This window comes from Ideonella sp. FW305-24 (assembly GCF_058788035.1).
The window spans coordinates 18,571-38,529 of sequence record NZ_JBYTAI010000013.1 but is presented as its reverse complement, the minus strand read 5'-3'; the positions used below and the strand labels follow the sequence as shown (position 1 = coordinate 38,529).

Sequence of the window (19,959 nt, the reverse complement as noted above, 5' to 3'; positions counted from 1 at the left end):
TCAGACCGGAACGTGGACCGGTGAGGTCAGCGAATGACCTTGCCGATCACCTCGATCAGCTTGGCGGGGTCGAAAGGCTTGACCAGCCAGCCGGTGGCACCGGCGGCGCGGCCGGCCTGCTTCATCTGGTCGCTGGACTCGGTGGTCAGGATCAGGATGGGCGTGGCCTTGAACTTGGGGTTCTCGCGCAGCTTCTTGGTCAGGCTGATGCCGTCCATGCGGGGCATGTTCTGGTCGGTCAGCACCAGGTTGAAGTCGCGCTGGCCGGCCTTCTCCCAGGCGTCCTGGCCATCCACGGCTTCAACCACGTTGAAACCGGCGTTCTTGAGGGTGAACGCCACCATTTGGCGCATCGAGGGGGAATCGTCAACGGCAAGAATCGAGTGCATCGCTTTTCTCCGAGAATTTCTTTAAGGGGGGCTGAGGCTGAGGTGCGGAACGGGTTGGAAGAGGGGCTAGAACAGATCGATGGAACCGGCGTCCATTTCGTCCTGGGTCACCGGGTTGGGGCGGCCGGGGCCGTCCTCCACGATCGCCATCCCGTCTTCGTCTTCATCCCCCATGGCGTCACGGGCGATGCGGTCAGCGCAACTGCGCAGCCGCTTCTGGGTGTGGCAAATCAATTGGGTGGCCATGTCATGGAACTGCAGCGCGGTGATCGCGCCGGCCAGGTTCTGCATGGCGACATGCATGCTGCCGTCGAGGTCGGGCAGCGCTTTCAATGCGCTCATCACGTCGTTCAGCTGGCTGCTGGCGCCGTAAAAATGCCCGGACAGCGTTTCACTCGCGTCGTCCAGCAGCCGCTGCAGGCGTTCGAGGTCGTTGCTGGCCACCATGAGGTGATCCTGGAGGTCGGCGGCCGCCAGCAATGGCATGCCGGGACCTCCTCCCGCATCAGGCACTTGGACTTCAATTGTCTGCATCGTTGCTCCAGGGCAGTTTTTTCCGTTCTCCCCCTATTTCGGGACCGGCCGGGCGACACGCCACTCGGCCTCCCACAGACACAGTCAGTGGAGGAGTTGCCAGTGATTTTTCGGCACGAGACCCCCTGAGGTTGACCCGATCACAGGTAGAAAGAGGGCGTATTTCGTGATTAAGGGCCAGCGAGCGCCACCCGAGTCGCGAGAAAACTTGGGCGCCGCCGGTCGAGGCCCCCGAGCGCTGGTTCATACTTCAGCAATGGCTGTTCCTGATCCGAGCCGCCCGCTGCGGGTGCTGCACCTGGAAGACTCCGACCTTGACCATGCGCTGGTCATGGCCCATCTGCAACGAGGCGGGCTGCAGGTCGAAACCTTGCGGGTCGACACCGAGCCCGGTTTTCGCGCCGCGCTGGGCCAGCCCTGGGACGCCCTCATCTCCGACTACAACCTGCCCGGCTTCTCCGGGCTGAAGGCGCTGGAGATCGTGCGCGGCATGGGGCTGCAGCTGCCTTTCATCCTGGTTTCCGGCGAAATCGGTGAGGACGTGGCGGTGCAGGCCATGCGCGATGGCGCCAGCGACTACCTGCTCAAGGCCAAGCTGGCCAGGCTGGTGCCGGCGGTCGAGCACGCGATTGCCGCGCACCAGACGCTGCGCGCCCGCCAGCGCGCCGACCGCGAACTGGCCGCGTCGCGCCAGCGCCTGTCCGAACTGGCCCAGCACCTGCAGACCAGCGTGGAGATGGAACGCGCGGCGATTGCCCGCGAGATCCACGACGACGTGGGCGGCGGCTTGAGCGCGCTGAAGTTCGAGCTGGCCTGGATGGCGCGCCAGGCCAGCACGCCGCCGGAACTCAAGGCCAGGCTGGAAACCTCGATCGAGACCGTGACCCATGCGCTGGAAGCCAGCCAGCGCATCATGCACAACCTGCGCCCGGCCATCCTGGAGCAGGGCCTGGTGGCCGCGCTGCAGTGGATGACCAGCCGCTTCGAGAAGCGCACCGGCATCACCACCGAGTTCCGCACCAGCCAGGACAACCCGGTGCTGCCAGCCGGCGTGCCGCTGGTGGCCTACCGCACCGCACAAGAAGCGTTGACCAACGTCAGCAAGCATGCCCAGGCCAGCAAGGTGCGGCTGGACCTGTCGCTGGCGCAGGACGTGCTGTCGCTGGAAGTGAGCGACAACGGCAAGGGCTTGTCCGGCGAGGACCTGGCCAAGACACGCAGCTTCGGCATTCGCGGGCTGCACGAGCGGGCGTCCACCGTGGGTGGCTGGGTCGACCTTTCCAGCGGCCCGACCGGCACAACGCTGATACTCTCGGTGCCACTGCAGCCCGATGCCATCCCGACCCTCCCCGGCGACGAGGACGACGACCATGGGCCGCACGACCCGTCCGCCTGGGGAAGCCTATGACCCGCGTCATTGTTTGTGACGACCACGCCCTGATCCGCCGCGGCATCCGCGACACCCTGGCCGATGCGCCTGACCTCGAAGTCATTGGCGAGGCCGGCGACTATGGTGAGCTGCGCGCCCTGCTGCGCAAGGACACCTGCGACGTGCTGGTGCTGGACATCAACATGCCCGGCCGCAGCGGCCTGGACGTGCTGCACGTGCTGAAGGACGAAGGCTCGCAGGTCAAGGTGCTGGTGGTCAGCATGTACCCCGAGGACCAGTACGCCATCCGCGCGCTGAAGGCCGGCGCGCACGGCTACGTCAACAAGGGCGGCGACCCGGCGGTGCTGGTGCAGGCGGTGCGCACGGTGGCCCAGGGCCGCAAGTACATCACCCCGGAAATCGCCCAGCTGCTGGCCGAGAACATCGGCAAGGACGACCAGCACGAGAGCCCGCACGAAAAGCTCTCCGACCGCGAACTGCAGACCCTGGTGATGATCGCCTCCGGCAAGCGCCTGTCCGACATCGCCACCGAACTCACGCTGTCGCCCAAGACGGTCAGCGTCTACCGCGCCCGGGTGCTGGAAAAGCTGGCGCTGGGCAACAACTCCGAGCTGACGGTCTACGCGATTCGCAATGGCTTGGTTGGCGAGTAGACCGCCGGTACCGGACCCGCAAAGCGCGATTCAGGTGTAACGGCTGCAGGCAGGGCGCAGTTCATCCGCATCTGGCGTGGCTCGAAGCCGCCGCGCAGTGGTCCGTCCCATGGCGCTTTCGGCGCATCCGCTCGCTCGGCACACTGGGTTGTTCGCCATCGCCCGTTGCACTGCGCGCCGGGTGGCCGGCCCAACCGCAGGAGTCGATGCCATGCCGCCTTCCATTCGCCACCCATCCCAGGCCTTCTCTGCGCCTGCCGCTTGCTGGCCGACGGCTGTGCTGAAGGCAGCCGCAGCAGGCTGGTGCGTTGTGGCGGTGGTCGGCCAGCTGATGTTTGCTGGCTACGTGGCGGTGTTCTACGGCCGTGCCGTGGCGGATGGCCAGACTTCTCGTTGGAACCAGACACTGCCGAGTGGCCTGGTCCCGGGCGACACGCTGGGCAACGGGGTGGTCGCTTCGCATCTGCTGTTTGCAGTGCTGATCATCGTGGGCGGCGCGATCCAGCTGCTGCCGCAAGTGCGGCGGCGGGCGCCGGCGCTGCATCGTTGGAACGGGCGGGTTTACCTGTTCTCGGCGGTGGTGATGAGCCTGGGCGGGCTGTTCATCGTGGGCACCCGCCAGGGCGTGGGTGATACCTCCCAGCACCTGGCCATTTGCGTCAATGCCTTGTTGATCCTGACCTTTGCCGCACTGGCCGGACGGGACGCGGTGGCCCGTCGATTCGACAGCCATCGGCGCTGGGCGCTGCGGCTCTACTTGGCGGTGGCGGGCGTGTGGTTTTTCCGCATCGGGCTGATGGCCTGGCTGGTGCTGAACCGCGGGCCCGCGGGCTTTGATCCGCGCAGCTTCCAGGGGCCCTTCCTGACGTTTCTCGCCTTCGCGCAGTACCTGCTGCCGTTGTCGGTGCTGGAGATCTATTTCCGGGTGCGTGCCCAGGCCGGGTCGCGGGGCCGCCTGGCGATGGCTGCGGGCCTGGGCGTGATCACCTTGCTGACCGCGCTGGGGATCGGCGCGGCCGCCATGTTGATGTGGCTGCCGAGACTGCGCTAACGCCGCTCCCCTATGCTCAAGGCATGAACGCCATCTCGGATCTGCCAGCTTCTTGCCTGCGGCGCCTGGTGGCGTGGCGGCGGGTGCGCTTCGTGCTGTTCGCCACGTTGCCGTTCGGCCTGGTGTTCGGGGTGGGTTCCACCGTCACTCCGCTGTTGGCCTGGGTGGCGCGCGCGGTGGTCACCGGGCTGGCGATGATGCTGGCCTACGGCTGGGCCGAGCAGTGGCCGGTGCGGCTGCCGGCATGGCTTGCGCGCTGGGTGCTGCAACTGCTGGGTGTCGTGGTGGCGGCGCCGATCGGTGCCTATGCGGCCATGTGGCTCACTTCCGGCGGCGATCCGCAACTCTTGCAGGAGCCGACGCGGCTGAACGGTTTTCGCACGCTGTGTTTTTGCGGCGTGCTGTTCGGGCCCTGGCTGGCGCTCGGTGCCATGGTGCGGCAGCGCGAAGGACTGGCACGCCACTTGGCGCTGGGCTTCGAGCTGGAGCGCAGTGAACTGCAGCGCCAGGCGCTGGATGCCCGGTTGCGGCTTCTGCAGGCGCAGGTGCAGCCGCATTTCCTGTTCAATACGCTGGCCAACGTGCGGGCGCTTGTGAATGTGGGCTCGCCGCGGGCGCCAGCGTTGCTCGACAGCCTGATTGCCTATCTGCGTGCCGCCGTGCCGAGGCTGAACGAGCCCAGCGCCACCGTGGCGCAGGAGTTGGCGCTGGTACGTGCCTACCTGGCATTGATGCACATGCGCATGCCCGACCGCCTCCACTACGCGGTACATGCAGACGAGACCACGACGGCATTGCGCTGCCCGGCGATGGCGCTGCTGTCGCTGGTGGAAAACGCAGTACGGCATGGCATCGACCCCAGCGAGGAGGGGGGACGGATCGAGGTCTGCATATCGCGGCGCGGGCAACGCTGCACCGCCCGTGTCCTGGACACCGGTGTGGGCCTGCAGTGCGGCGGCAGTGACCCGCCAGGCACCGGATTGGCGATGTTGCGCGAGAGGATGCTGCTGGCCTTTGCAGGCGATGCCCGGCTGAGTTTGACCGCATTGATGCCGCATGGTGTCTGTGCTGAACTGGAGTTCCCAGCTGAAACCGCTGAAGAGTCCGAGTCCGGGCTTGGTGCGCCATGACTGATCGACGCCCGACGGCGCTGATTGCCGATGACGAGCCACTGTTGCGTGATGAGCTGGCGCTGATGCTGGCCCAGGTCTGGCCCGAGCTGTTGGTCGTGGCGCAGGCCCGCAATGGCCGCGAGGCGCTGGCAGGAGTCGAGGCCCTGCAACCGGACATTTGCTTTCTCGACGTGCAGATGCCGGGCATTTCAGGCCTGGAGGCGGCGCGGCAGATCGGCCGGCGTGCCCATCTCGTGTTCGTCACTGCTTTCGATCACTACGCGCTGAAGGCCTTCGAGCATGGGGTGCTGGACTACCTGGTCAAGCCGGTCGAAGCGGCCCGGCTGGCCGAGACGGTGGCCCGGCTGAAGGAGCGCCTGAGGATGGTCGAGGTGCCGGGGCCTGGCATCGAAGTCATGTTGCAGCAATTGGCGGGCTTGCTGCAGCGCCAGGAGCAAACCGCCGGTATCGGCGCGGCGCCGTTGCGCTGGCTTCGCGCCGGGGTGGGTCAGTCATTGAGACTGATTCCGGTCGAGCAGATCGACTTTCTTCGGGCCGATGAGAAGTACACCTTGGTGGCCTGGCGCAGCGAAACTGGCCAGCCTGCGGAGGCCTTGCTGCGCACGCCGCTGAAGGAACTGCTGCCGCAACTCGACACGGCCTGCTTTGCTCAGGTGCACCGCTCGGTGGTGGTGAATCTGTCTGCGGTCAGCCATGTGACCCGCGGCTTGCACGAGACCGCCGACATCCATCTGAAGGACCGCAGCGAGGTGCTGCCAGTCAGTCGCAGCTTCCTGCACCTGTTCCGGCAGATGTAGGGCGTTTGGCGCTACGCTTCGGTTCACTGCGCCACTTGCGCGTAGTGCTCGCGCTCCTGCTTGCCATGGTCCAGCCAGCGCAGCAGCATCAGGTACAGGTGCTCGGGGTTGACGGGCTTGGTGATGAAGTCGTCCATGCCGGCGGCCAGGCAGGCCTGGCGGTCGCTGTCGAAGGCGTTGGCGGTGAGGGCGAGGATGGGCACATGCGGCGGGGCGGCGCGCCCGGCGCGCAGGCGGCGGGCCACTTCCAGGCCGTCGAGCTCGGGCATCTGCATGTCCAGCAGCAGCAGGTCGAAGTCCTTGGCCAGGGCCAGGTCCAGCGCCTTGGCGCCATCGTCTACCGCGGTGACCTGCAGGCCGGCATGGGCCAGGAATTCGCAGGCGATCTCGCGGTTCACCGGGTTGTCTTCGGCCAGCAGCACGCGGGCGCCGGGATGGCGCTGGCGCAGCAACTGGTCGGCGCCGTGGTTTTCGCCGCTGGAGAGCGTGGCCGTGGTCACCGGCTGGCCGCGCTGCATCGGCACCCGCAGCCAGAACACGCTGCCGCGACCGGGCTCGCTGGTGGCGCCGGCTTCGCCGCCCATCCAGCGCGCCAGCTTGCGGGTGATGGCCAGGCCCAGCCCGGTGCCGCCGAAGCGGCGCACGACGGTTTCATCGGCCTGCTCGAACTCGCCGAACAGTCGGGCCAGCACCTGGGGCGCGATGCCCGGCCCGGTGTCCTCCACCTCCAGCAGCAATTCCAGCCGCTGCGGATCCTCGGGCAGCGGCTGGCACCGGGCATTCAGCGAGATGCCGCCGCGCTCGGTGAACTTGACGGCGTTGTTGGCGTAGTTCAGCAAGGCCTGGCGCAGGCGCAGCGGGTCGCCGCGCAGCCAGTCCGGGCAGTCGCGGTGGTCCACGCTGAGCGACAGGCCCTTGGTCTCGGCGGCCGGTGTGACCAGCGAGACCACCGAGTCCAGCAGCGCCGGCAGCGAGAAATCCACCGCCTCCAGCTGCAGGCCGCCGGCTTCGAGCTTGGAGGCATCAAGGATGTTGTTCAGCAGCGCCAGCAGGTGGCCGGCGGCGCTGTGGATGCGTTCCAGCCGCTCGGATTGCTGCGGCGTGCAGGGGCTGCGCTTGAGCAGCAGCGTCATGCCGACCACCGCGTGCAGCGGGGTGCGGATCTCGTGGCTCATGTTGGCCAGGAAGGCGGCCTTGGTGCGGGCAGCGCTCTCGGCATCCTGCCTGGCCTGCACCAGCAGGCCGCGCTCCTTGGCCAGCCGCCAGCAGAGGAAGGCCAGCATGGACAGGGTCAAGGCGGCAAAGCCCAGCACACCCAGCGTCAGCCGCAGGCGGGTGGCCTGCAGCTCCCCCATCGGCCGGTAGGTCAGCACCAACCAGCGCATGTTGTGCGACTGTTGCGGTGCCTGGTCCATCGCCATCGGGTCCATGCTGCGCCAGGCCCACAGCCCGCTGTCGATGGCCGTGCCTTCGCGCTCGGCCTGGAGGCGTGACCACAGCCCGCGGTGCTGGTTGCCGAAGTCGGCGATGCGCGGGGCGTCGGCCGTCGCTGGCGCGCGGAACTCGCGTTGCCAGCGGCCCTGGTCGTCCACCAGCAGCAGCTGGCGGTTGCCGACGGTGGACGTGCGGTCCAGCGTGGCGAAGATCGCGTTGGCATCGAGGTTGATGATCAGCAGGCCCAGCGGCTTGCCGGCGTCGTCGGCCACGCCGATGCACACCCGCAGCACCAGGCGCAGCGGCAGCTGCACCTTGCCGTGCTCCTGGTAGGCGTCCACCTGCGACAGGTAGATCGCCCCTGGCGGCATCACCCGGGCTTCCTTGACGAAGTAGCGTTCGGACTTGTCCTGCAGCTCGGACTCGACCTGGACCCGCTGCGGCTTGCCGTCGACCAGCTGCATGCGCATCCGCTCGCGGCCGGAGGTGTCCAGCCAGCGCACCTGCTGGTAGTTCGGGTTGCGTTGCAGCAGGCTGTGGAAGGCCTTGGCCATGGGCTGCGTGTCGTCCGGGTGGGCGAGGGTCTGGCGCACCGGGTCTTCCTGGGTCAGCGAGCGCACGTGCCGGAAGACAGGCGCGAGCGATTCGGTCAGCGCAGTGGCGCCGCGCAGCGCGGCCGACTGCTCGGCGAACAGCGCCCTGTCTTCCTCATAGTCCAGCCCGCGCCACAGCGCCACGCCTGCCAACGCGCAGGTCAGGGCACCGAAGGGAAGCATCAGCTTGGCGAAATGCTTCAGCACATGGGCACGGGTGTGCAAACAACTGTCTCCGGTGCCATCAAGTCTTGTGTCATGGGCCGGTAGCCGAATGGTTGGATGCAGTGTCGTTGAGCTTGCGCTTGCGGTGGAAGGCCATGGTCGAAGAATGGTCAGCCAGTCCTCACGGCAGTGGACGAATGGCCGCGGGCTGCGGACGGGGCGCTTTCAGCGCCGCTTGAACGGCGCCTGGTACAGCCACACCGGCTTGCCGGCCACGCTTTCGAGCCTGGCCTTGGGCACCAGTTCCGTGGCCTCGAATTCGAGGCTGACCAGCCACGCGCCAGGCTGCAGTTCCCGCTCGGCCTTGGCCACCGAACGGGGCATGCTTTCGGGCCGCTGGAACAGGTACACGAGCTGGTGGGCCGACCAGTCCCAGGCCCAGATGTCGGCACGCCTGACTTGCGCCTGCAGGCCGGCGCGGCGGCAGCGCCAGTCGCACAACAGGCGCAACGGCCAGCTCCATTCCAGGCCCAACAGGCGGGCTTGCGGGTATTCGGCGCGCAAGGCGCGCAGGCCGTCGCCCAGGCCGCAGCCGGCTTCCAGCAGCGAGGCTTCGGCGGGCAGGGGCGCGGTGCGTGCCAGGCCTTGCAGCGCGGCTTCGGGCGTGGGGAACAGCGGCGCGTCACGCCAGCTGCGCAGCGGGTAGAGCAGCAGCAAACCGCCCAGCGGCAGCAGCCAGAGCCAGCCCGGCAGGCCGGCGCCGCCGAGGGCCAGCAGCGACAGCGGAAAGCCCAGCGCGATGAAACCCTGGCGCCACAGCGTCTGCCGGCGGGCCAGCAGTGCAGCGCCGCAGCCCAGCACCGCCGCGATCACGAACGCCGCCAACCCGGCCACGCCCAGCGCCGGCAGCCCGAGGAACATACCCCAGGCAGCAAGCCAGGTCAGCAAGGCGGGAAGCGGCCAGATCAGCATCTGGCAGTGATTGTGGCGATGCGCCGATTGGGCAGCGCTCGGAGAACCCGGGGTTTATCAGGTCCTATTGATCATCCTCGCGGATCCAGGAGAAGCCGGAGGACTTCTTTTCCCCGGTCTTGCGGGTGCGCAGGATGACGTCAAAGCCCTGGAAGCCGCCGTTGGCGATGCCGTTGAGCAGGCCGCAGACGTCTTCGCGGCTGAAGGCGTCGCAGTCGCGGCGGAACTGCTTGATGGCAGCGGCCAGGATCTCGCGCGGCACCGACTGATGCGTGGCCAGCACCAGCAGCAGCGCAGGGTAGAGCTCGCTGCCGGCCCGCTGGCAGATCACGCGGATGCGTTGCAGCGCGTCGGCTGGCGTGGCCCGGTGCTGCGGCAGCAGCCAGGCCAGGGCCTGCGCCACGGGTGCGTCAAGGTCTTCTGCTTCGGCGGTTGCTGCGGCGGCAGCGGGGTCTGCTGTGTCGCTCATGGGCGTGGCGGGAAGGAGGGCGGCGGATGGCAAAACGCGCCCGGGGTGGGGCGCGTTTGTCAGGTGGATGCAGGCGGGGCTCAGAAGCCCAGGCTGGCCAGCAAATCGTCGACTTCACCCTGGTTGGTGACGACGTCGGTGCGACCTTCGGCGTTCACCACCGGGCCTTGCAGCATCTGCGGCTCGATCTTCTCGCGCTGTTCCGGCGGAATGACTTGCACCAGCAGCTTGACCAGGCTGTCTTCCAGGTCGTTGGCCAGCGTCACCACCTTGGCCACCACCTGGCCGGTCAGGTCATGGAAGTCCTGCGCCATCATGATGTCGGTCAGGTGGTTGTCGATGCGCGAGGTGGCGCCTTCGACTTCCTTGACGAAATTCATCACCGAGCCGGAGGCCACGGCGCGAACCGGGTCGGCCACGATGGCCGCTGCCATGTCGCGCGTCAGTTCGGTGATGCGGGCATGGTCGGTCTTGGCCTGGTCGACCGAGTTCAGCACCTTGTTGGCGGCTTCTGCCGTCTTGGTGGCGATGTAGGTCAGCCGGCTGCGGGCGTCGGGCAGGCCGTCTGTGGCGGTTTGCAGCTTGGGCATCACGCCCAGTTGCTGCATGGTGTCGTGCAGCACGCGGGTGATGTTGCCGAGTTGCTGAAACACTTCCGGCGAGACCATCAAGGGCTCGACGGGTGCCACGGCGGTCAGATCTTCCATTTTCATGGCTGGGTCCCTGTTGTTTGGGGTGATCGCATCAGGCCGTGGCGGCCAGCTTCTGCATGATCTTCTGGACTTTTTCTTCCAGCGTTGCCTTGGTGAAAGGCTTGACGATGTAGCCGGCGGCGCCGCTTTGGGCGGCCAGCACGATGTCTTCCTTGCGCGCTTCGGCGGTCACCATCAGCACCGGCAGGTGCTTCAGGGTGTCGTCGGCCTTGATGGCCTTCAACAGGTCGAAGCCGTTCATGTTGGGCATGTTGATGTCGCTGACGACGAAGTCGAACTTCGCGCCTTTCAGGATGTTCAACGCGACTTGGCCGTCTTCGGCCTCCTCGACGTTGTTGCAGCCCATTTCCTTCAACAGGCCGCGCACGATGCGCCGCATGGTGGAGAAATCGTCAACAACAAGGAATTTCAGGTCGGTGGGGTTGCTCATGTCGGGTTCCTCTCGGCGGTCTTGAGAGCGTTATCGGCGGGGGGTGGGCACACTTGAGTTCAATGTGAAGGCTTTTCTTCGGCCGCCTCCGGCGCCGTGGCCGGCGCGGCTTCCGGCAGAGGCTCCGGCGCGGTCTTGAACACACGGTCTTCGGCTTCCCGGTTCATCACGATGATCGAGATGCGTCGGTTGCTCGGGTCAGTGGGGTCCTGCCGGTTGAAGGGCTGGCTGAAGGCCAGGCCCTGCACCCGCAGCACGCGGTTTTCGGCCAGGCCGCCGGCCATCAGCTCCCGTCTCGAAGCGTTCGCCCGGTCGGCCGAGAGCTCCCAGTTGCTGTAGCCGCGTTCCCCGCCGGGGAAGGGGGTGGCATCGGTGTGGCCTTCCACGGTCAGCAGGTTGGGCACGTCGCTCAAGACCTCGCCGATCGCGCGCAGGAGTTCTCGCATGTAGGGTTTGACGATGGCGCTGCCGGAGTCGAACATCGGCCGGTTCTGGTCGTCGACGATCTGGATGCGCAGCCCGTCGCGTGTCATGTCCAGCCGGATCTGCGAGGACAGGGCCTTGAGCTTCTCGCTGGCGCCCATGCGCTGCTCGATGTTGGCCTTCAGTTCCTGCAGCCGCCCGGCCTCGGCGCGCAGCTGCTCGGCTTTCAGCGCCTGCAGGTTGAAGGTGCGCTTGCCGGCTTCGATGTCGCCGCGCTTGACCTGGCCGCCGCTGCGGGTGAGGTCCTCGCCGCCGCCCTTGATGACGGACGACGCATCGCCGGCACCGGAGCCACCGCCCATCGCCACCTTCAGCGGCGACTGGAAGAAGTCCTGCAGGCCTTTCTTGTCGCCCTCGGTCGTGGAGCCCAGCAGCCACATCAGCAGGAAGAAGGCCATCATCGCCGTCACGAAGTCGGCGTAGGCAATCTTCCAGGCGCCGCCATGGGCGCCATGGCCGCCCTTCTTGACGCGCTTGATGATGATGGGCTGGAGCTTTTTCGCATCACCCGCCATGGCTCAGGTCTCCGTTGGTGAAGAGTTGGCTGCCGCCGGGCCGCCCCAAGGCAGCCGCTCCCCCTCGGGGGGGCGACGCTGTACTCAGCGTCTTGGGGGCTGTCATTTCTTCTTGACGTGGCTTTCGAGCTCGCCGAAGGTCGGGCGCTCGGTGGAGTACAGGACCTTGCGGCCGAATTCGATGGCGACCTGCGGTGCGTAGCCCTGCATCGAGGCCAGCAGCGTGGTCTTGATGCATTGCAGTTCCTTGCCGTCTTCGTCGATCTTCTGTTCCAGCAGGCCCGCCAGCGGTTCGGCAAAGCCGTAGGCCAGCAAGATGCCCAGGAAGGTACCGACCAGCGCCGAGCCGATCATGCCGCCCAGCACCGCGGGCGGCTGGCCCACCGAGCCCATGGTGTTCACGACACCCAGCACCGCAGCCACGATGCCGAAGGCGGGCAGCGCGCCGGCCAGCCGGGCGATGGCCGCCGAAGCGCCGTGCGCCTCGTGGTGGTGGGTTTCGAGTTCGGTGTCCATCAGCGACTCGATCTCGTGGGCATTCAGGTTGCCCGAGACCATCATGCGCAGGTAGTCGGTGATGAATTCGGTCACGTGGTGGTCATGGCCCACCACCGGGAATTTCTGGAACAGCGGCGAGTTGTGCGGATCTTCCACATCCTTCTCGATCGACATCAGGCCTTCCTTGCGGGCCTTCTGCAGGATCTCGAACAGCAGCGCCAGCAGCTCCATCGCGCGGGCCTTGGAGTACTTCGAGCCCTTGAAGCAGGCACCCAGCCCCTTCATCGTGGCCTTCAGCACTTTGGGCTGGTTGTTGGCCACCATGGCGCCAATCGCGCCACCAAAGATGGTCAGCATTTCAAAGGGCAGGGCGTGCAGGATCACCCCGATGTTGCCCCCGTGCGCGATGTACACGCCGAAGATGCAACCGATGGCGAGCAGCCAACCGACGATGACGAACATGGTGTGGAGTTCCGAATCTCGTGGAGTCGCCAGGAGTGCGACCCTTGGCGAACATATCGGCGCTGAGCATCGCCGGCTTGAGACTTGCGGAAAGGCGGAAAAGCAGCCCAAAGCCACGGCGACAGGCAGCGAAGTCGCCTCCCCAAAGAAAAATGGCGGGCTCCGCCAGGGAGTCCGCCAGGAAAGCACAGGGGAGTGCTAGGAGGAGACAAGCATGAAACGCTGCAGCGGGGTCCTGCGGGAAGCAGGCACTGCGTAAGGGGTTCTTCGGCAGCGGCGGCGTGAACTTGAGCCGGGCTCGGGTTGATGCCAGGGAAATTGCTGCCGGGTCGGGAATTCGGTGGGGGTCAGGGTGGCGGTGGCGTCAGTGGGCTTCGGCCGACGAATCGATCACCTTGCCGTTGCTGAGCACCAGGTCCGCTTCGTCTGCTGCGGCGGCCGCTGCGGCAAGGGCGCTGGCTTCCTGCTGGCTTTGCTGCACGCGCTCGGCCGCGCTGGGCAGCTGCAGGGCGCCTGCCTGGCGGCCCTTGCCGGCGCGGGCCGGCGGGTTGCACAGGCCGCAGATGAAGTGGCGGGCGATCTCGTGCGGGTGGGTCACGTAATGGCCGCCGCAGCCGGTGCACTTGGTCATGGTCAGCATGCCGTTGTCGACGAACTTGACCAGGCGCCAGGCGCGGGTGACGGAGAGCATGGGCTCCAGGCCTTGCGAAGCGGTCTGCTCCAGGTAGAGCTGGTAGGCCTTGATGACGGTGTCGATCTCTTCGAGTTCCGAGGTCTTGTTCAGGTACTCGTGGATGTTCAGGAACAGGCTGGCGTGGATGTTGGGCTGCCAGGTCATGAACCAGTCGGTGGAGAAGGGCAACTGGCCCTTGGACGGGCTCTTGCCAGAGACTTCCTTGTACAGGCGCAGCAGGCGCTCGTAGGACAGGTCGGTTTCAGATTCCAGCACCTGCAGGCGGGCGCCCAGGTTGATCAGGATGACGGCACGTTCGATCTGCCGTGCTTCTGTCAGGATGCTTTTGCTGCGGGCCATGGTCTTCTCTCCGTCCTGTTGATTTGATCTGTATCGGTGTCAAGGCTGTCCGGCAACCCGCCGGACCAGGGACATCAGGTCAGGCCGCCTCTTGATGGCGGCCGGCCATCAGGATCGAGGCATGCAGGCGAGACACGCTGTCGTTCGAGGCCGACTTGCCGTGGCTGGTCAGCAGGCCCCAGACCAGGTCGTCGTCCATGCGGAAGCGGCACAGCAGCGTGTTGCCGGTGGCGATCTTCATCATCTGCGCCGGGGTCAGCGCGCTGATCAGGTTGGCGGTCTCTTCCGAAACACCCAGGCGGAACAGGGCTTGTTCGCGGTCTGAGCGGATCAGGCTCTGGGCCAGCATCAGGTAAGACAGGTTGGCTTCGCGGATCTCGGCGAGGATTTGGTTGGTGTCCATGTGTCTGCTCCTAAGAGTGGCTGGCGGCTTGCCGGGTGAAGATCAAGATGCGATGGAGTGAACTGTAGGGATGGATACAAAGCAGAAACATCGGGGTACTTCCGCGGCTTGAGTCCCCGTTTTCACTATCCGCGTGTCAGGCAAATTCCTACACGCTGGCGGCAGGGTCTCCTGCAAAGCGCCCAAAACCCGCCCTCTCCGGGCAAACCGCGGGCCACTTGTGCAGCCGCGAGATGCCCCGAAAAGCGCTCTCACATCGGCGCTTTGCCGGCTCAAGTGCGCTCCTAGACTGGCTTCACGCCTCGCGGCCCGCCCGCATGGCGCCACATGCCAGCCAGAGACAACCCAGGAGCGCCTCCGTGAAACCCTATCTGATCCTCTACCGCGCGGGTCCCGGCTCCCTGCATCCGCACACCATCGAACGCCTGGAGCAGCAGAACTTCGACTATGCGCTGTCCTGGTTCGGCGATGAACACCCCCAGGCGCCCGGTGCGGTCTTTGTCCACATGCAAAAAGGCCCGAAGTACCCCGGCCTGGAACGCACGCTGGCGGCCAACTGGGAACTCATTTCGAAGTACCGCTACGTCTGGATGCCGGACGACGACCTGCTTTGCGTGCCCGAGCAGGTTTCGCGCATGTTCACCACCTGCGACGAACTGCAGCTCGAACTGGCCCAGCCCGCGCTGACGCCGGACTCCTACTTCGTGCACCCCATCACGCTGCAGCACGCCGAATTCCAGCTGCGCTTTACCAACTTCGTCGAGATCATGGCGCCGGTGCTGTCCATCGACATGCTGGCGCGGGTATTTCCCACGCTGGCCGGCAACATCAGCGGCTACGGGCTGGACAGCGTCTGGCCGCGCATGAGCAAGCTCGGCCGCGTGGCCATCCTGGACGACGTGCCGGTCAAGCACACCCGGCCGCTGGGCGGGCCGAACTACAAGTTCAACCAGCAGGCCGGCCTGACCGCGCTGCAGGAAGACTGGATCACCTGCGCCAGCCATTTCATCGACGCCAACGGCGACTTCCAGATCAACTACGGCGGCCTGCTGCAGAACGGCGACGCCATCGCCATCGGCGAGTCCGAGGAAGAGATGGAGCTGATGCTGCAGGCGCTGCTGTCGTCCTGCAGCCAGGTGCCGGTGACGGCGCTGCAGGTCACGCGCTACCTCGGCCAGCATTACCAGTATTGGGGCGGCGGCCAGCAGAACCGGCTGCGCTACCCGCGCTCGCTGATCAGCTCGCTGCTGGAACGCGCCGTCAAGCCCACCGGCATGCGTTTCAAGAAGCCGGCCGCCAAGCAGGCTGCGACAGCGCCGGTCGCCCCGCCAGCGCCGACACCCGCGCCCATCCACACGGTCGCCTCGCCGATGCAGTCCTTCGGCCTGCACGCCCGCTGAAACCCTCACTGCTCACGCGCATGCACTACACCACCATCGCCTGCCTGGACGACCTCAGCCGCGACGCCTTCTGGCCGGCCAAGGAGTTCATGTACGACCTGATCCGCGTGCCCGTTTTCCATGCCACCGGCATGGACCTGGGCAAGTCGCCGCGCCGCGGCCAGCGCCACAACCTGAAGCCCGGCTTCGACACCGCGCACTTCCTGCGCCTGTGCGGCGCCGGCACCGGTGCGCACGACTGGGCCGCGCTGTACCTGGGCATCTCGGCCCCTGCGGCCGACTACCTGAACGCGCACGTGCCCGAAGGCGCGTTGATCGTCGGCTACGAAATGCCGGCCTGGCTGCGCCAGGCGCTGGACCAGGGCGGCCACGCCTGGCTGGACATGCGGCTGTCGCCGCTGCGCTTTGCCAGCGACCTTTACATGGCCCTGGGCACCAACCGGCCGGACCTGTATGCCCGCCTGCTGCCGCACGCCCAGCGCATGGACGAGGTCTTCTCCGAAGCCTCGCTGATGGCAGCACAGGTTCGCTACCGCCAGCGCTACGACGAATCCGCTGGCCCGTATGACGGCGCCTGGATCTACATCGGCCAGACCGAGGCCGACGCTTCGCTGATCAACCCGCAGGGCCGCTTCGCCCGCGTGGCCGACCATGCCACCACGCTGCGCCAACTGGCCGGCAACGAGCGCCTGGTCTACAAGCCGCACCCGCTGGCCCACGGTTTTGCCGTGGCCGAGCACCAGCAGCTCGAACGCATCCTCGGCCGCGCTGTGCCGCGTTGCGAGGCCGAGACCTACGAGCTGATGGCCGGCGAGCGCCCGGTGCGTTTCGTGGGCCTGTCTTCCGGCGTGCTGCAGGAAGCGCAGTGGTTCGGCAAGGAAGCCGTTTCGCTGATGGCGCCGATCTGCCAGCCGGCCTTCCAGCCCGAGCACGGCCCCGAGGCCTACCTGCAGATAGCCTCTCACGATTTCCTCAGCGAGCCCATGTGGGCCGCCGCACTGAACCCCGATGCACCGCGGGCGCAACCGCTGCGCCACCCACCGCGGCCCAACCACCTGCGCGAGCTGCACAACACATGGTGGGGTTATGCCAGCCACAGCGCGCGCCACAGCGACTTCTACCGCCAGGTCTTCGCCTTGCACGGCAGCCGCCGCGACGACGGCGCCAGCAGCGACACGATGCGCCAGGCCCTGACCCAGGCGCACCACCAGATCGACACCCTGCGCCAGGAAGTGGACGGCCTGAAGGATGCGCTGCGCGTGGTCATGCGCCAGACCGCAGCCCGCGCAGGCCGTCTCGAGCGCCCCAAGCACCCCGAACGCCCCGCCGGGCTGCGTGTCAATGGCTGAGCTTTCCCCCCGCGCCGCCAACGACCCCCGCGCCGACGAACGCCTGCCCGGCTTCGAGGTGCTGGGCCTGAAGCGCCCGCAGTTCGCCGACCTGGCGCTGTGGACGCTGCTGAGCGACTACGACTTCGACAGCGTGCTGGACGTGGGCGGCGGTGCCGGCGAGCACAGCGAGGTCTTCCTGGCCTTTGGCAAGCAGGTCACCACGGTGGACTACGGCAAATCGGTCTACTTCGAGCGCCGCAGCCCGCAACTGCAGTGCGTGATCGGTGACTTCAACACGCTGGAACTGCCCGAGCGCTACGACTGTGTCTGGTGCAGCCACGTGCTGGAACACCAGCTCGACGCCCAGCGCTTCCTTGGCCGGCTGCACGGCGCGCTGCGCGAAGGCGGCGTGCTGGCGCTGAGCGTGCCGCCGATGAAACACCAGATCGTGGGCGGTCACGTCAGCCTGTGGAACGCCGGCCTGCTGCTGTACCGCCTGGTGCTGGCCGGCTTCGACTGCCGCCAGGCCCGCGTGCGCCAGTACGGCTACAACATCTCGGTGCTGCTCGAAAAGCGCAGCATCGAAGTGCCCGAACTCGCCTTCGACTGCGGCGACATCCGCCGCCTCAAGGCCTTCCTGCCGGCCAACCTGCCGTTCGCCAGCAACGACCTGGACGACCCGTTCGACGGGAACCTGCAGCGGCTGAACTGGTGAAGGCAGGGGCAGCGTGCAGCGTGTTCAGCGGAATACGCTGACCGCTTCGACCAGCCGGGTGGCCTGCTGGCGCAGGCTTTCCGAGGCGGCGGTGCTTTGCTCCACCAGTGCCGCGTTCTGCTGGGTGATCTCGTCCAGGTGGCCCACTGCCTGACCCACCTGACCGATGCCGGTGGTCTGCTCGTGGGTGGCGGAGCCGATCTCGGCGATCAGGTCCGAGACGCGCTGAACCTGTTTCACGATGTCTTCCATGGTGCGACCGGCGTCGTCCACCAGCTTGGCGCCCGATTCGACCTTTTCCACGCTGCTGCCGATCAAGGACTTGATCTCGCGGGCGGCGTCCGCGCTGCGCTGGGCCAGGCTTCGCACCTCGCCGGCCACAACGGCAAAGCCGCGGCCTTGTTCGCCCGCGCGGGCGGCTTCCACGGCGGCGTTCAGTGCCAGGATGTTGGTCTGGAAGGCAATGCCATCGATCACGCCGATGATGTCGGCAATCTTCTTGGAGCTTTGCGTGATGTCGTGCATGGTGTTCACCACCTGCGACACCGCCTTGCCGCCGCGCGTGGCGGCTTCGCAAGCCGATCCAGACAACTGGTTGGCCGTGGTCGCGGTTTCGGCGCTGTTGCGCACCGTGGTGGTCATCTGCGTCATCGAAGAGGCCGTCTGCTGCACGCTGGAAGCCGCCTGCTCGGTGCGCACGCTGAGATCCTGGTTGCCCTGCGCGATCTCATGGATCGCGGTCTGCAGATTGAGCACCTGCTCGCTGACGTCATCAATCAGCCAGCGGAACATCAGGCCCAGCTGGCTGACGGTGCGCAAGGTCATGCCGATCTCGTCGACCCGGTCCATGTGCACCGACTTCTGGCTCTCGCCGCTGGCCACGCGCAGCGCCTGCGCGCGCAGTTGTTCCAGCGGCTTGGCGATCTGGGCTTCCAGCCACAGGCAGGCAAGCAGTGTCAGCGCCGCATTGGCGCCGGCAAACTCTGCCAGCGCCACGCCGCTCACATCCAGCAGCGCTGCAGCAGCGGTCAGGGTGGGGGCCAGCATCATCAACGGCAAGCGAATCCGCCAGCGAACCGACAGGGTCTTGAACATGGACCGCCATGCGGCCAGGCCTGAGCGGACCACCAGCCCCTTGTGGAAGCGCCGGCTGCCGGCCTTGCCCTCGCGGACCTCACGGTAAAACTGCTCAGCCCCTGCGATTTCCTCACGCGAGGCCTTGGTGCGCACCGACATGAAGCCTGCGACCTTGCCATCGCGCATCACCGGGGTGGCATTTGCGCGCACCCAGTAGTGGTCGCCGTTCTTGCGCCGGTTCTTGACCAGGGCTGTCCAGGGCTCACCGCCCTTGAGCGTGGCCCACATGTCGGCGAAGGCTTCGGCCGGCATGTCGGGGTGGCGCACGAGGTTGTGGGGCTTGCCCATCACCTCTTCGCGTGTGAACCCGCTGACCTCCACGAACGCCGCATTGGCATAGGTGATGTGGCTCTGCGTGTCCGTGGTGGACATCAGGGTCGCGTTGTCAGGGAATTCGTATTCCCGTTGGGTGATGGGTTGGTTGTCGCGCAATTGGATGCCTCGAATGGTTCTGGTTGTGCCGCGGCCAGCGGGCTGACGTGTCCTTCGACGAATGAGTGGAGACACATGAGCGCGGTTTCGGGCCAAGCGTGATTTCGTCCCGGCCAAGAGGGACCGTGTTCAGACACAGCGCCGCCTACCCTGCCATTTGCCGGCAACGGCCCGAACGCTCCGTTCGACGGCAGCCTGCAGCGACTGAACGGGTGAAGCTGTGTTGGTGAGGCCTTGGCCGGCACCTCGCCGGCCGGTGGTCTGACAGACAGGCAGCTGGGCGCTGGAAAAAAATTCGCCAGCACTTCCAGGCAGGCCAGATGAAGCTCGTACAGCGTCTTTTCAGCATTGTTCATGGCCTGATGGCCGCATTCTTCGCTTTTGCCGCGCTCATGCTGATGGTCATAGCCGCCCGCATGGGCTGGCAGGCCTTCATGGGCGGACTCGATGGCACTGCCGCGCAGGCCATCATCGAGGCCGTCGGCCTGCTGGCCGCGGCGGTGGTGGCGCTGCAGATCGCCGAGACCATTGCCGAGGAAGAGGTGATCCGCGACGCGGACATCAGCGCACCGACGCGCGTGCGGCGTTATCTTTCGCGTTTCTTCGTGGTGGTCGTGGTCGCGCTGGGCATCGAAGGCCTGGTGGCGAGTTTCAAAGCCATCCATGAAGACCTGGCGCTGCTGCCGCACGCGGCGGCGCTCATCGTCTCGGTTGGCGTCTTGCTGGCTGCCTGGGGCGTGTTCATCCGCTTCAACCGGTCGGCCGAAGAGCTGGAACCGGAGGCGATGGCCGCTGCCAAGGAAGAAGACCACAAGGTCGAGTAGCAC

21 protein-coding genes are annotated in these 19,959 nt (G+C 66.6%); 9 read left to right on the top strand and 12 right to left on the bottom strand.

Translation table 11 applies throughout. The features are described 5' to 3' along the window. Positions 1-26 precede the first annotated feature (26 nt). Both AC3WR5_RS26190 and AC3WR5_RS26185 read right to left on the bottom strand, forming a co-directional pair. Positions 27-389 (bottom strand): response regulator, encoded by a 363-nt coding sequence (locus AC3WR5_RS26190; RefSeq protein ID WP_141291582.1) that lies wholly within the window; start codon positions 387-389, stop codon positions 27-29. 66 nt (positions 390-455) lie between these two features. Next, positions 456-875, bottom strand: a complete 420-nt coding sequence (locus AC3WR5_RS26185) for a hypothetical protein (RefSeq protein WP_231011874.1) — start codon at positions 873-875, stop codon at positions 456-458. A 304-nt stretch (positions 876-1,179) separates the two neighbouring features. On the opposite strand from AC3WR5_RS26185, the gene AC3WR5_RS26180 reads away from it, so the two are divergent. The 5 genes from AC3WR5_RS26180 (at position 1,180) to AC3WR5_RS26160 (ending at position 5,947) form a co-directional block, all read left to right on the top strand. Further along, positions 1,180-2,331, top strand: coding sequence for a hybrid sensor histidine kinase/response regulator (locus tag AC3WR5_RS26180; RefSeq protein WP_231011873.1), 1,152 nt, complete (start codon positions 1,180-1,182; stop codon positions 2,329-2,331). Further along, positions 2,328-2,966: a response regulator gene (locus AC3WR5_RS26175; protein WP_141289665.1), complete on the top strand. Its 639-nt coding sequence runs from the start codon at positions 2,328-2,330 to the stop codon at positions 2,964-2,966. Before AC3WR5_RS26180 ends, AC3WR5_RS26175 begins: the two co-directional genes overlap by 4 nt. A 211-nt stretch (positions 2,967-3,177) precedes the next feature. Then, positions 3,178-4,017, top strand: coding sequence for a DUF2306 domain-containing protein (locus tag AC3WR5_RS26170; RefSeq protein WP_141289664.1), 840 nt, complete (start codon positions 3,178-3,180; stop codon positions 4,015-4,017). A 23-nt stretch (positions 4,018-4,040) separates the two neighbouring features. Continuing rightward, positions 4,041-5,147, top strand: a complete 1,107-nt coding sequence (locus AC3WR5_RS26165; protein ID WP_492488271.1) for a sensor histidine kinase — start codon at positions 4,041-4,043, stop codon at positions 5,145-5,147. Next, positions 5,144-5,947 carry a LytR/AlgR family response regulator transcription factor gene (locus tag AC3WR5_RS26160; protein ID WP_492488269.1) on the top strand — a complete coding sequence of 268 codons (804 nt, stop codon included), beginning with the start codon at positions 5,144-5,146 and terminating at the stop codon, positions 5,945-5,947. The genes AC3WR5_RS26165 and AC3WR5_RS26160 overlap by 4 nt, the downstream gene beginning before the upstream one ends. A 23-nt stretch (positions 5,948-5,970) precedes the next feature. Here AC3WR5_RS26160 and AC3WR5_RS26155 read toward each other — a convergent pair whose 3' ends face one another. From AC3WR5_RS26155 to flhD, 9 genes are all read right to left on the bottom strand, one after another. After that, positions 5,971-8,199 (bottom strand): hybrid sensor histidine kinase/response regulator, encoded by a 2,229-nt coding sequence (locus AC3WR5_RS26155; RefSeq protein ID WP_492488267.1) that lies wholly within the window; start codon positions 8,197-8,199, stop codon positions 5,971-5,973. A gap of 165 nt (positions 8,200-8,364) precedes the next feature. After that, a complete protein-coding gene (locus tag AC3WR5_RS26150) occupies positions 8,365-9,111 on the bottom strand; it encodes a class I SAM-dependent methyltransferase (RefSeq protein ID WP_492488265.1) in 747 nt (248 codons plus the stop codon). A 64-nt stretch (positions 9,112-9,175) separates the two neighbouring features. Continuing rightward, entirely contained in the window at positions 9,176-9,580 is a 405-nt protein-coding gene (locus AC3WR5_RS26145; RefSeq protein WP_141287262.1) for a hypothetical protein, read from the bottom strand. 80 nt (positions 9,581-9,660) lie between these two features. Continuing rightward, a complete protein-coding gene (locus AC3WR5_RS26140; protein WP_211361353.1) occupies positions 9,661-10,293 on the bottom strand; it encodes a protein phosphatase CheZ in 633 nt (210 codons plus the stop codon). A 31-nt stretch (positions 10,294-10,324) separates the two neighbouring features. Next, positions 10,325-10,723 (bottom strand): chemotaxis response regulator CheY, encoded by a 399-nt coding sequence (cheY, locus tag AC3WR5_RS26135; RefSeq protein ID WP_141287261.1) that lies wholly within the window; start codon positions 10,721-10,723, stop codon positions 10,325-10,327. A 59-nt stretch (positions 10,724-10,782) separates the two neighbouring features. After that, a complete protein-coding gene (motB, locus tag AC3WR5_RS26130) occupies positions 10,783-11,721 on the bottom strand; it encodes a flagellar motor protein MotB (RefSeq protein WP_141287260.1) in 939 nt (312 codons plus the stop codon). A 102-nt stretch (positions 11,722-11,823) separates the two neighbouring features. Next, positions 11,824-12,681, bottom strand: a complete 858-nt coding sequence (gene motA / locus AC3WR5_RS26125; protein ID WP_141287259.1) for a flagellar motor stator protein MotA — start codon at positions 12,679-12,681, stop codon at positions 11,824-11,826. Between the two features lie 364 nt (positions 12,682-13,045). Then, entirely contained in the window at positions 13,046-13,714 is a 669-nt protein-coding gene (gene flhC / locus AC3WR5_RS26120; protein ID WP_141287258.1) for a flagellar transcriptional regulator FlhC, read from the bottom strand. Between the two features lie 79 nt (positions 13,715-13,793). After that, positions 13,794-14,117: a flagellar transcriptional regulator FlhD gene (gene flhD / locus AC3WR5_RS26115; protein ID WP_141287257.1), complete on the bottom strand. Its 324-nt coding sequence runs from the start codon at positions 14,115-14,117 to the stop codon at positions 13,794-13,796. Positions 14,118-14,476: 359 nt separating this feature from the next. On the opposite strand from flhD, the gene AC3WR5_RS26110 reads away from it, so the two are divergent. From AC3WR5_RS26110 to AC3WR5_RS26100, 3 genes are read left to right on the top strand one after another with little or no spacing between them, the layout of a single operon-like run. Further along, a complete protein-coding gene (locus AC3WR5_RS26110; protein WP_492488261.1) occupies positions 14,477-15,517 on the top strand; it encodes a hypothetical protein in 1,041 nt (346 codons plus the stop codon). A 20-nt stretch (positions 15,518-15,537) separates the two neighbouring features. Next, a complete protein-coding gene (locus AC3WR5_RS26105) occupies positions 15,538-16,866 on the top strand; it encodes a hypothetical protein (RefSeq protein WP_492488259.1) in 1,329 nt (442 codons plus the stop codon). After that, a complete protein-coding gene (locus tag AC3WR5_RS26100; protein ID WP_492488257.1) occupies positions 16,859-17,563 on the top strand; it encodes a class I SAM-dependent methyltransferase in 705 nt (234 codons plus the stop codon). The genes AC3WR5_RS26105 and AC3WR5_RS26100 overlap by 8 nt, the downstream gene beginning before the upstream one ends. A 24-nt stretch (positions 17,564-17,587) precedes the next feature. Here AC3WR5_RS26100 and AC3WR5_RS26095 read toward each other — a convergent pair whose 3' ends face one another. Then, positions 17,588-19,132, bottom strand: coding sequence for a methyl-accepting chemotaxis protein (locus AC3WR5_RS26095; protein WP_492488255.1), 1,545 nt, complete (start codon positions 19,130-19,132; stop codon positions 17,588-17,590). 320 nt (positions 19,133-19,452) lie between these two features. Here AC3WR5_RS26095 and AC3WR5_RS26090 point away from each other — a divergent pair, with 320 nt between their 5' ends. After that, positions 19,453-19,956: a hypothetical protein gene (locus tag AC3WR5_RS26090; protein WP_492488253.1), complete on the top strand. Its 504-nt coding sequence runs from the start codon at positions 19,453-19,455 to the stop codon at positions 19,954-19,956. Positions 19,957-19,959 lie beyond the last annotated feature (3 nt).